Annotated in this window: 8 protein-coding genes and 1 tRNA gene; all 9 read left to right on the plus strand. The window is 59.4% G+C overall.

Annotation, left to right across the window (positions count from 1 at the left end):
* The first annotated feature begins 147 nt into the window (after positions 1–147).
* Entirely contained in the window at positions 148–3,435 is a 3,288-nt protein-coding gene (gene recJ / locus DXD56_RS06105) for a single-stranded-DNA-specific exonuclease RecJ (protein WP_117640565.1), read from the plus strand.
* 15 nt (positions 3,436–3,450) lie between these two features.
* Complete coding sequence (locus DXD56_RS06110) at positions 3,451–5,811, plus strand: bifunctional (p)ppGpp synthetase/guanosine-3',5'-bis(diphosphate) 3'-pyrophosphohydrolase (protein WP_117640566.1); 2,361 nt, start codon at positions 3,451–3,453, stop codon at positions 5,809–5,811.
* 86 nt (positions 5,812–5,897) lie between these two features.
* Positions 5,898–6,581: an MBL fold metallo-hydrolase gene (locus tag DXD56_RS06115; protein WP_117640567.1), complete on the plus strand. Its 684-nt coding sequence runs from the start codon at positions 5,898–5,900 to the stop codon at positions 6,579–6,581.
* A gap of 194 nt (positions 6,582–6,775) precedes the next feature.
* On the plus strand, positions 6,776–7,642 hold the full coding sequence (fba, locus tag DXD56_RS06120; protein WP_035137086.1) for a class II fructose-1,6-bisphosphate aldolase: 867 nt from the start codon (positions 6,776–6,778) through the stop codon (positions 7,640–7,642).
* A gap of 261 nt (positions 7,643–7,903) precedes the next feature.
* Positions 7,904–9,337 carry a transglutaminase-like domain-containing protein gene (locus DXD56_RS06125; protein ID WP_117640572.1) on the plus strand — a complete coding sequence of 478 codons (1,434 nt, stop codon included), beginning with the start codon at positions 7,904–7,906 and terminating at the stop codon, positions 9,335–9,337.
* Between the two features lie 39 nt (positions 9,338–9,376).
* Positions 9,377–9,463: transfer RNA gene (locus tag DXD56_RS06130), tRNA-Leu, on the plus strand.
* Positions 9,464–9,894: 431 nt separating this feature from the next.
* Positions 9,895–10,464, plus strand: a complete 570-nt coding sequence (gene infC, locus DXD56_RS06135) for a translation initiation factor IF-3 (RefSeq protein ID WP_006234423.1) — start codon at positions 9,895–9,897, stop codon at positions 10,462–10,464.
* Positions 10,465–10,496: 32 nt separating this feature from the next.
* Entirely contained in the window at positions 10,497–10,688 is a 192-nt protein-coding gene (gene rpmI / locus DXD56_RS06140) for a 50S ribosomal protein L35 (RefSeq protein ID WP_006234422.1), read from the plus strand.
* Positions 10,689–10,734: 46 nt separating this feature from the next.
* Positions 10,735–11,094 (plus strand): 50S ribosomal protein L20, encoded by a 360-nt coding sequence (rplT, locus tag DXD56_RS06145; RefSeq protein ID WP_006234421.1) that lies wholly within the window; start codon positions 10,735–10,737, stop codon positions 11,092–11,094.
* The last annotated feature ends 274 nt before the right edge of the window (positions 11,095–11,368 follow it).

Here is an 11,368-nt window from a genome sequence, read left to right on the forward strand (position 1 = left end):
CGTGCTGCGGCGATTTGCGTCTGCTCTGCACGGTATAATAAATCCGTTCAACAGATCTGCCTGCCGAAGCGGGCATACACAGAGGACTCATCGCTATGAACCGTGAGAGGTATCGCGGCGACCTGCCCCTATCGGGGGTGGGCGCCTATGTCATCGCTTAAGACGACGCATCGCTGGGCGGTCGCTCGGCAAAACCCCGAGCTCGAAAAGGAGCTTTCGGCTGGCTTGGGCATACCCGGGCTGGTGGCGCGCATTATGGTCGCGCACGGCATTACATCCATCGAAGAAGGCCAGCTGTTTTTGACGCCTTCGCTCGATCGCGACTGGGCGGACCCGCTCGTTATTCCGGGCATGGCGGTCGTCGCCGACCGCGTTGAGCGTGCTATTCACAGCCACGAGCGCATCGCCGTCTTTGGCGATTTTGACGTCGACGGCATTACGTCGACTTGTCTGTTGACCGAGGCGCTACGTTCGTTTGGCGCCAACGTCACGCCGTTTATTCCGCATCGCTTTGACGAGGGCTACGGCCTGTCGCGTGCGGCGCTCGACCGCGTCAACGAGCTCGCCCAACCCAACCTGATCGTGACCGTCGATAACGGCATTGCCGCCAAGGAGGAGGTCTCCTATCTGGAGAGCCTGGGGATCGATTTGGTGGTCACGGACCATCACGAGCCGTCCGACCAGGTGCCGCAGGGCGTGCCCCTGACCGACCCCAAGCTCGAGGACGAGGGTCCCTCGCGCGAGCTTGCCGGTGCCGGTGTGGCGCTCAAGCTGGTGCAGGTCCTGGGCGAGCGTTTGGGCAAGCCGTCGTATTGGCGTTCGCTGATCGAGGTCGCGGCGCTGGGCACCGTGTCCGACATGATGCCGCTCACGCCCGAGAATCGCGCACTGGTCGCCGAGGGCATCCAACAGATGCGCGTGACGGCCCGTCCCGGCTATATCGCGCTTGCCGCACTTGCCAAGGCCGACCTTTCTACCATTACGGCCGACGGCCTGTCGTTTTCGCTCATCCCTCGTCTGAATGCTGCCGGCCGCATGGCTGATCCCAAGCTGGCGCTCGACCTGCTGCTTGCCCGCGATCCTATCGAGGCAAGTGCACTGGCAGCCGAGCTCGAGGAAATCAACCGTCAGCGCCGCGAGATCGAGGCGGAGCTCACACGCGACGCCATGGCAAAGGTCGAGGAGACCTATGACGGCGGTCGCGCAATCGTCGTGGGTGGCGAGGGCTGGCACGAGGGCGTCAAGGGTATCGTAGCGAGCCGCCTGACCAACCGTTATCACGTGCCGGCGCTGCTCTTCTCGATTGAGGACGGCGTTGCGCGCGGATCGGGTCGCTCGGTGGGCAAGGTCAACCTGTTCGACGCCGTCGAGCGTTGTTCCGACCTGCTGATTCGTCGCGGCGGACATGCCGGTGCGGTGGGTGTGACCATCGAGGCATCCAAGCTCGATGAGTTCCGCCGCCGCCTTTCCGCCGTGCTATCGGAGCTTCCCGCCGAGGACTTTGAAGACACCGACGAGGTCGCCGCCACCGTCGACCTTTCCGAGCTGAATATCGAGACCATCGAGCAGATCTCCCGTCTTGAGCCGTTTGGCCAGGGCAACAAGGTGCCGCTGCTGGCTGCCGAGGGCGTGACGATGTGCGACCGCGCCGTGGTGGGCAAAACCGGCGAGCACATGCGCTTTGTGGCGACCGATGGCGCCGCGAGTGTGCCGGCCATTATGTTCCGCGTGCCGCAAATCGATAAGCTCATCAACTGCGATAGCGCTGTCGACTTGGTGTTCGAGGCCGTTGCCGAGCATTGGCAGGGGCGTGTGAAGCCCAAGCTCATGATCAAGGATGTTCTGGTCCGCGATACCGCGCTGCCCAGCGTCGACGATCCGGCATGCGAGCTTCGTCGTGGCGTGCAGCCGGCGGATTCCGGCCTGCGCCTGGAGTCGCGTAAGCGCGAGACGCTCGCCCAGCTTTCCTATACCGAGCTCACGCGCTCGCTTATCCATAGCTTTATCGGATCGAACCAGCCGCACCGCGCGCAGGTTGAGGCGCTCGATGCCTTGGCCGACCACCAGAGCGTCTTGGCCGTTATGGGAACGGGCCGCGGCAAGTCTCTTATCTTCCATGTACATGCTGCGCGCGAGGCTGTCCTTCGCGGACGTGCGAGCATCTTTGTCTATCCGCTGCGTGCGCTTGTTGCCGACCAGGCCTATCACCTCTCGTCGACGATGGCAGCGCTTGGCATTGGCGTTGGCGTGCTGACCGGCGAGACCGTGGAGGCCGCACGCGATGATGTGTTCGCCGGCCTAGCTTCGGGCCGCACCGGTATCGTGCTCACGACGCCTGAGTTCCTGTCTATTCACCGCGACCGCTTTGCGCGCTCGGGGCGTATCGGATTTGTCGTTATTGACGAGGCGCACCATGCCGGTCTTGCCAAGGGCGGCGACCGAAGCGCATACCTCGACATGCCCGATATCCGCAAGGCCCTGGGCGACCCGGTCGTTATGGCGGCGACGGCCACCGCAACGGCTCCGGTTGTGGCCGAGCTCGCCCGCGTGCTGCCGATTACCCGTACGGTGGTCGACGAGACCGTGCGCGAGAACTTGCGGCTCGAGGACGACCGCGATCTTGCGAGCCGCGAAAACCGCCTGGTGTCCATCGTCGCGACGGGGGAGAAGACCGTCATCTACGTCAACTCGCGTGATCAGTCCGTGGCGCTTGCCAAGACGCTACGCAAACGCGTTCCCGACTACGCGTCGCATATCGCCTTTTACAACGCGGGCCTTACGCGCACCGACCGCCATCGCGTAGAGGAGGCGTTTCGTGACGGATGCCTCAGCTGCATCGTCTCGACCTCTGCCTTTGGCGAGGGCGTCAACCTTCCCGATATTCGCCATGTCGTGCTCTATCACATGCCGTTTGGCGCGATTGAGTTTAACCAGATGAGTGGCCGCGCCGGTCGCGATGGACAGCCCGCCGTGATTCACCTGCTCTATTCGTCGCGCGACGCCCGCATTAACGAGCGCCTACTCGACTGCTATGCGCCTGAGCGCGACGAGCTCGTCACGCTCTATCGCGCGCTGCAAACCATGTGGCGCTCCAACCGCGGCAAGACCGGGGACGATTCCTTTAGCGCGAGCGATATCGACATCGCGCAGATGTGCCTTGCCATCGATGCTCGCACGCCGGTCGACGAGCGCTCGGTGGAAAGTGGCCTGGGAATCTTCGAAGAGCTTGGCTTCTGCCGCGTTTCGGGGTTTGACGACACCCGTCGCATCGCGATGGCCGAAAACCCCGGCCGTGTGCAATTGAGCAGGTCAATTCGCTATTTGGAGGGCTTGCGCTCGCGCATGGAGTTCACGGCTTTTCGGAGCTGGGCACTCGATTCGTGCGCTTCTGATATGCTAGCCAAAGTTAACCGCCCGATCGTACCGCGGGCCTAGGGGAAGGGGACCTCGATGGATGCCGCAGCCCGTATCGCCCATGATTCCACCCTCCAGCCGTTTTCGGAGATGGAGCACTATAAGCATGCCGATGAACTGCCGCCCGAGATTATGGCGGACAGCTACGACAAGCTGGAGCGCCTGTGCCTCAAATATATGAATGAGGATGACTTCTCCAAGGTGGAGCAGGCCTACTGCTTTGCCGCCGAGAAGCACTGCAACCAAAAGCGCCGCTCGGGCGAGATGTACATTAACCATCCCGTCGAGGTAGCCATCATTCTGGCCGACCTCAAGATGGACTGCGATGTGGTGTGCGCCGCGCTGCTGCACGATACCGTCGAGGATACCGAGACCTCGCTTACCGATGTTTCCGGCCTGTTTGGCGAAACCGTGGCAGAACTCGTCGACGGCGTGACCAAGCTTACCAACATCGAAGTCGACAGCATGGACGAGAAGCAGGCCCTCACGCTGCGCAAGATGTTCCTTGCCATGTCCAAGGACATTCGCGTCATCATCGTCAAGCTCGCCGACCGCCTGCATAACATGCGCACGCTTGCCGCCCTGCGCGAGGACCGCCGTCTGTTTAAGGCGCGCGAGACTATGGACGTATACGCGCCTCTGGCCGACCGCCTGGGCATGAGCTCTATCAAGTGGGAGCTCGAGGACCTGTCCTTCTTCTACTTGGAGCCCGATGCCTACCAGCGCATCGCGCGTATGGTGGCTGAGTCGCGCGAGGTTCGCGAGCGTTATCTGGCCGAGACCATCAAGACGCTCACCGATGAGCTCAATCGCATTGGTCTTGAGGGCTTTCAGATCAACGGTCGTTCCAAGCACTATTGGTCCATCTATCAAAAGATGAAGCGCAAGGGCAAGGAGTTCTCCGAGATTTACGACCTGGTGGCGCTGCGCGTCATCACTCATTCGGTGCGCGATTGCTATTCCACGCTTGGTGCCGTGCATACCTTGTGGCATCCCATGCCCGGTCGCTTTAAAGACTATATCGCCATGCCCAAGGTCAATAACTACCAGTCGCTCCATACGACGGTTATCGGCCCCACGGCCCGCCCGCTCGAGATTCAGATTCGAACCTATGAGATGCACGAGCAGGCCGAGTACGGCATTGCCGCCCACTGGCTGTACAAGAAGTCGGGCGGATCGTCTGCGTCTAAGACCAATGATGCCCAGCGTCTGGACGACCAGATTAACTGGCTTAAGCACTCACTCGACTGGGCGGCGTCTGACGAGATCACCGATGCCAAGGAATACCTGCACTCACTGAAGGTCGACTTGTTCGACCAGGAAATTTTTGTCTTTACGCCCAAGGGCGAGGTCATGGCGCTTCGTGCCGGCTCTACACCGCTCGACTTTGCCTACGCCGTTCACACCGAGGTGGGCAACCACTGCGTCGGCGCTAAGATCAACGGTGCGGTGGCCCCGCTCACGCACGAGATCAAGACGGGCGATCGTGTCGAGATCCTGACCAACAAGAGTTCCAAGCCGTCGCGCGATTGGCTCAAGATCGTCAAGACACCTTCGGCCAAGTCAAAGATCCGCCGTTACTTCGCCGCCGCGACCAAAGACGATGACGCTGCTGCCGGCCGCGATATACTGGCCAAGGACCTGCGCAAGCGCGGGTATGGCATCTCTACGCCGCGATCCACGCGTGCGCTCAACGCCGTGGCGGAGCAGTTTAATTACAAGCAGCTCGAGGACCTGTTTGCCGCCGTTGGCGCCGGTAAGGTTGCCCCGCGCGCCGTGGGTAACAAAGTTGAGCAAATCTTGGACCCCAAGCCCGAGGAACAGCTCACCAAGGCCGAGGCTATCGCCGAGGTCGTGAAGCAGCCTGCCCGCGGCTCCAACCGCAAGCCGCAAAAGCGCGGCAAGAGCGCCAGCAACGGCATTATCGTCAAGGGCGAGAGCAACAGCGGTCTGCTGGTCCGTTTGGCGCATTGCTGCAATCCGGTGACGGGCGACGATATCGTCGGCTTCATCACGCGCGGTCGCGGCGTCTCGGTGCATCGCGCCAACTGCCCCAACGTCAAGGGTCTTATGGAACATCCCGAGCGCATGATCGAAGTGGAGTGGGACGGCGCTGCCGACACCCTCTTCCAGGTCGAGATCGTGGTCGAGTGCCTGGACCGCATGGGCCTGCTCAAGGATGTCACCATTGCTATTGGCGATGCGGGCGGCAATATCCTTTCTGCCGCCACGTCGACCAACCGCGAGGGTATTGCAACCCTGCGCTTTATGGTCGAGATCTCGGATGCGAGTGGCCTGGATCCGCTACTGGCATCGATTAGCAGCGTCGACTCGGTCTACGATGCACGCCGTTTGATGCCTGGCGAGGGTGGGGCTCAGCTCAAGCGTCGCGTATAGGCGCGACGAACGCGCGACAGAAATGATATTTGCTACGTTCGAGGCATCGTTTGATGCCTCGACGTTTATAGAAGGAGGGCGTACGCATGGACGCTACGGCTTTGGATTTAACCCCTCGGGGTACGGCTTCGATTGAGGCGCTTGTAAACGGCCCCATCCAGACCAACAGTTACGCCATTATTTCGAGTGGCGAATGCTTGATTATCGATCCCGCTTGGGAAGGCGAGAGCCTCGTTGCGCATATCCGAGTCGAACACCCTGGCGTGCATGTGCTCGGTTCCGTTTGTACACACGGCCATGCCGATCATGTTGGTGGTGTCGCTGGAGTTCGCGCCGCCGTTGGCGCTGAAGCCCTGTACGAGCTGTGCGGCAAGGACGTAGCTGTGCCGCATATGAATATCGAGGAGCAGCGAGCGATGTGGGGCATCGAGACTCCCGATCCGGGCGAGCCGACGCGGCTGCTTGCCGAGGGCGATACCATTGAACTGGGCGCCATTTGCCTGCAGGTTATCGAGGCGCCCGGGCATACGCCGGGCGGCATCGTTCTATTTGCCGCAACAGAGCAGGGAAATATCGCTTTCGTGGGGGACACGCTCTTTCCCGGCGGTCACGGCCGTACCGACCTTTCCGGCGGAGACGAGGCGGCGATTCTGCGCTCGCTCTCCAAGCTCGCCCGGCTTCTCCCGCCCGATACCGTTTGCCTAACCGGCCATGGCGATTCGACCACCGTGGCACGCGAGCTTATGCAGAACCCTTTCATGCAGATGTAGCTTTGTAGTCAGTTTCTGAAGCACGAGAAGCGTCCAAACGTCAAGATATTTTCCCCAACGGGTCGATTCTGTAGGGCAAACGGTCAAAAAAAGTCTGTTTGGACGATATTCGTGAACAAACGAACGTTTACGTTCGGATACGCCGTGGTAAAATCACAGGCGTTATCGGAGCAACCTTACAGGAGGTTTCTTTTATGCTCGTCAACGCAGCAGACATGCTCAAGAAGGCCGAGGCCGGCAAGTACGGTCTCGGTGCCTTCAACACCAACAACCTCGAGTGGACTCTGGCTATTCTCCAGGCCGCCGAGGAGGCCAAGTCTCCGCTGATCCTTCAGTGCACCGCTGGTGCCGCTAAGTGGATGGGCGGTTTCAAGGTCTGCGCCGACATGGTCAAGGCTGCCGTCGAGGCCACGGGCGTTACCGTTCCCGTCGCCCTTCACCTCGATCACGGTTCTTACGAGGACTGCTTCAAGTGCATCGAGGCCGGCTTCACGTCCATCATGTATGACGGCTCTCACGAGGAGACCTTCCAGCTTAACCTCGACCGCACCAAGGAGCTCGTTGAGCTTGCCCACTCCAAGGGCATGTCCATCGAGGCCGAGGTCGGCGGCATCGGCGGCACCGAGGACGGCGTGACCTCCAGCGGCGAGCTCGCTGATCCTGCTGAGTGCAAGCAGATCGCTGACCTGGGCGTCGACTTCCTCGCCTGCGGCATTGGCAACATCCACGGCGTGTACCCTGCCGACTGGGCCGGTCTTTCCTTCGAGCGCCTGGGCGAGATTAAGGCTCAGACCGGCGACCTGCCCCTCGTCCTGCACGGTGGTACTGGCATCCCCGAGGATCAGATCAAGAAGGCCATTTCCCTGGGCATCTCCAAGATCAACGTCAACACCGACCTGCAGCTCGTCTTCGCCAAGGGCGTCCGCGAGTACATCGAGGCTGGCAAGGATCAGCAGGGCAAGGGCTTCGACCCCCGCAAGCTCCTCAAGCCTGGTCGCGACAACATCGTTGCTCGCACCAAGGAGCTCATGGAGGAGTTTGGCTCCGTCAACAAGGCGTAAGTAGCGGTTTAACTTCCCGCCGGAGGCCCCGTTTCCCCTACGCTGTTTCCCTCGCGCTCACCTGGCTTTGCCAGAAGTCGCGAGACGGAATCAGCTCCGGGGGACGGGGCTTCCTTCGTTTACCGCCGCAGGGTTACTGGGCTGAATTTATTTATTTATTTATTGACTACCGTTCAGCGGTGTTGAGGGCTCCTTAATTGGGGCTTTCTTTTTTATCTCGCTACAATGGACTTCAAGAGTTCTAATGACTTGGAGTTTGGTATGGCTGTTATTAATGTGCTGCCTTCGGATGGGAAGGTTATTGACGAGGGTCCTGTTGGTTGCTCTGTTGATGTTTGCTGTGATGACTTTCGTCATCTCGATATTGGACTGCCGCCCGAGATTCTTCGACTCAAGGATGCCGGATATTTGGCGCAGGCTGTTGCGGCTTGTGATCGTCTTTTGGGGCAGAATCCTGAGCCTTCGCTGGCAGCCTGCGTTCGTGCCGAGCGGTATCGCATGCTTGAGACGCCACTTCATTTTTCGGTGTCGCGCGATCGAGCTATTGCGATGATTCGCGAGGAGTGGCCTGAGTTTACCGAGGAGCAGTTTGACGATCTGATTGACCGTAAGCGTATTGACTGGCGCTTTATCGATGGCGAGCTGCTCGTTCTCGACAACTTCCTCGATTCGCTTCGCGTATATCCCAAAGAGGTCCCCGGCATGCGTCCCGATCCTACGGACGGAATTGCACTGCGCAACGAGATGCTCAAGGAGATGGAGTCGCAAAACGGATTGGCTCGCGTCATTACGCTTAAAGCGTCTGTGTCTGTCCCCGGCGCTCTAGAGGGGGAGACCGTTCGCGCTTGGCTTCCCGTTGCCGCCACCTGTCGCCAGCAGTCTCGGGTCGAGATTCTCGACATGACGCCGGAGGGTGCTGTTGCTCCCGCGAACGCTTCGGCACGTACCGCCTCGTGGTCTTCTTCGAGTGAACGCTCATTCTCGGTGACCTATCGTTATCACATCGATGCTGCTTATTGTGATGTCTACGGTGGCACACTTCCGGTTCATCCGCGTATGGACGCGCCTCTGCCCGAGGATATTTCCGAGGACCGTCCGCACATTGCATTCACGCCGTATCTGCTGCAGCTGACGGCCGGTGTTGTTGACGGACTCGAGGATCCGCTCGATCGCGCCCGTGCTATCTATGATTACCTGACGCAGCATATCGACTATCGCTATCAGCCGCCGTACTTGCTTTTGGGATCTATTGCCGATGACTGCGCGCATTCGCTCCGCGGCGATTGCGGCGTTATGGCGCTCACGTTTATCACCATGTGCCGTATCGCGGGCGTGCCTGCCCGTTGGCAGAGCGGCCTGTACGTTGCGCCCGATTCGGTGGGGTCGCACGACTGGGCAGAGTTCTATACGCCGCAGACCGGTTGGCTCAACGCCGACGTGTCATTTGGATCTTCTGCTCGCAGGATGGGGGAGGAGTGGCGCCGTCGTCACTACTTTGGCAATCTCGACCCGTGGCGTATGGTGGCCAACAATCGATTCCAGGCAGAGTTTGTGCCTGCTTTCGACGGCATGCGCGAGGACCCCTATGACAACCAGATGGGCGAAGCCTCGGTTAACGGACACGGATGCCGTCAGCGCGAGATGCTCCGCACGGTCGAACTCGTCGAAATGCTCGAAGTTCCATTTTCGGCGTAATCAGTTGAAAGCTGTGATAAACTAACTCACGCATTACGTGCCCGAGTGGCGGAATTGGCAGACGCAGTGGACTCAAAATCCACCGTTGGCAACAACGTGCGAGTTCGAGTCTCGCCTCGGGCACCATACATGCAAGTGAGCGTTCAAGGGGGTCAAGGCCCCCTTTTTCGTGCCGAACTCGCGTGAGCGCGCGGAGCGTTAGGCAAACAGGCCTGTGGCCTGTTTGTAGCGGAGCGTGGCGAGGGCGCCGTGCGCCCGAAGCCCGGGGCTTCGCGAAGCGAAGGCCCTTCGAGTCTCGCCTCGGGCACCATACATGCACCTGCGCTTCAAGGGGGTTGCGGCCCCCTTTTTCGTGTACGTAATGTGATAACGCGCGGTACGTGTTATTATTCGCAAGGCGTTGTTCCCGCAATGCCCTAAAGAGGAACCTGAGGGTTCCCACCTTTTGGCGCCAATGAGCAGCTGACTGGTCATACAACTTAGATTCCCTTCCTCATACCGAGGATGTCTATGTGTACGACCTGGTTGCAAAGAAGCGCCGGGTTATTTTTTTATGAATGGAGGTAGGGAAAATAGCTAAGTCTGATGACACCCGCATCAACGACGAGATCACTGCATCTTCGTGCCGTTTGATTGGCGTCGATGGCTCTCAGCTCGGCCTGTTCGCCATCCGCGATGCCCAGCGCGTCGCCGACGATCAGGGTCTCGACCTGGTCGAGATCGCTCCCAACGCGGAGCCGCCGGTCTGCAAGGTCATGGACTACGGTAAGTTCAAGTACCAGCAGGCCATGAAGGCCAAGGCCGCTCGTAAGAACCAGTCCAAGGTCGAGGTCAAGGAAATGAAGTTCCGACCCAAGATCGACGTTGGCGACTACGAGACCAAGAAGGGCCACGTTCTGCGTTTCCTCAAGAAGGGCGCACGCGTTAAGATCACCATCATGTTCCGCGGCCGTGAGATGGCTCACCCGGAGCAGGGTCTTAACGTTCTCGAGCGTCTCGCCGAGGATCTCAAGCCTTACGCTACGGTCGAGTCCAAGCCTAAGATGGAAGGCCGTAACATGCTTATGCTGCTCGCCCCGATTAAGGGCGCCTTCGATGAGGATAAAGCGGCAAGCGATACCAAGTAACTAGTGTTCTGTAACCGATTAAGGAGTATTTCATGCCTAAGATGAAGTCCCACAGCGGCACCAAGAAGCGTTTCCGCAAGACTGGTACCGGCAAGCTTATGCGCGCCAAGGCTTTCAAGAGCCACATCCTGAGCAAGAAGTCCACCAAGCGTAAGCGTGGCTTCCGTCAGGAGACCGAGATCGCCGCTGCCGACCGCAAGGTCATCAAGTCGCGTCTCGCCTAAGTTCGCGTTCCCGTTTTTCGTTTAACCGTCTAGGAGTTGATAGAACATGGCACGTATTAAGCGCGCTGTTGCCGCCAAGAAGAAGCGCCGTACCGTTATGCACCGTGCGAAGGGTTACTACGGTGCCGCTTCGCGTACTTACAAGCATGCTAAAGAGCAGGTCCAGCACTCCCTGCAGTACCAGTATCGTGATCGCCGCAACAAGAAGCGCGAGATCCGTTCTCTCTGGATCACTCGTATCAACGCTGCTGCTCGCCTGAACGACATCTCTTACTCTCAGTTCATGCACGGCCTGAAGGTTGCCGGCATCGAGCTCGACCGCAAGGTCCTGGCTCAGATGGCTTACGAGGACATCGAGTCCTTCAACGAGCTGGCTACCATCGCCAAGAAGGCTCTCGAGGCTTAATAGATTCTCTTGAATCGCTAGGGGAGTGTCGCGTTGTGCGCGGCGCTCCCTCTTTTTATCTGAAGCGCTGGTTTATATAGCAAAAGCGTGGGTAGATAGACACTTACAGGTGACCGATCTTTATATATCTCTTAACCGAAGGGTCATCATCTGATACGTGCAGTATTTCTGCACCAGCCTTTCTATTACTTATATAGGAAGCGATGTATTGTGTAGGACTTGTGAAGAGTGGAATTCCCGCCCCCGGCGCCCCTCCGGTCTGGCAATATATCTC

Origin of the sequence: Collinsella sp. TM06-3 (assembly GCF_003436395.1) — a bacterium.
Classification (GTDB): domain Bacteria; phylum Actinomycetota; class Coriobacteriia; order Coriobacteriales; family Coriobacteriaceae; genus Collinsella.

Excerpts from the sequence above, each read along its gene's own strand:
- recJ (WP_117640565.1), top strand. The coding sequence starts at position 148 with ATGTCATCGCTTAAGACGACGCATCGCTGGGCGGTCGCTCGGCAAAAC.
- DXD56_RS06110 (WP_117640566.1), top strand. The coding sequence starts at position 3,451 with ATGGATGCCGCAGCCCGTATCGCCCATGATTCCACCCTCCAGCCGTTT.
- DXD56_RS06115 (WP_117640567.1), top strand. The coding sequence starts at position 5,898 with ATGGACGCTACGGCTTTGGATTTAACCCCTCGGGGTACGGCTTCGATT.
- fba (WP_035137086.1), top strand. The coding sequence starts at position 6,776 with ATGCTCGTCAACGCAGCAGACATGCTCAAGAAGGCCGAGGCCGGCAAG.
- DXD56_RS06125 (WP_117640572.1), top strand. The coding sequence starts at position 7,904 with ATGGCTGTTATTAATGTGCTGCCTTCGGATGGGAAGGTTATTGACGAG.
- infC (WP_006234423.1), top strand. The coding sequence starts at position 9,895 with ATGGAGGTAGGGAAAATAGCTAAGTCTGATGACACCCGCATCAACGAC.
- rpmI (WP_006234422.1), top strand. The coding sequence starts at position 10,497 with ATGCCTAAGATGAAGTCCCACAGCGGCACCAAGAAGCGTTTCCGCAAG.
- rplT (WP_006234421.1), top strand. The coding sequence starts at position 10,735 with ATGGCACGTATTAAGCGCGCTGTTGCCGCCAAGAAGAAGCGCCGTACC.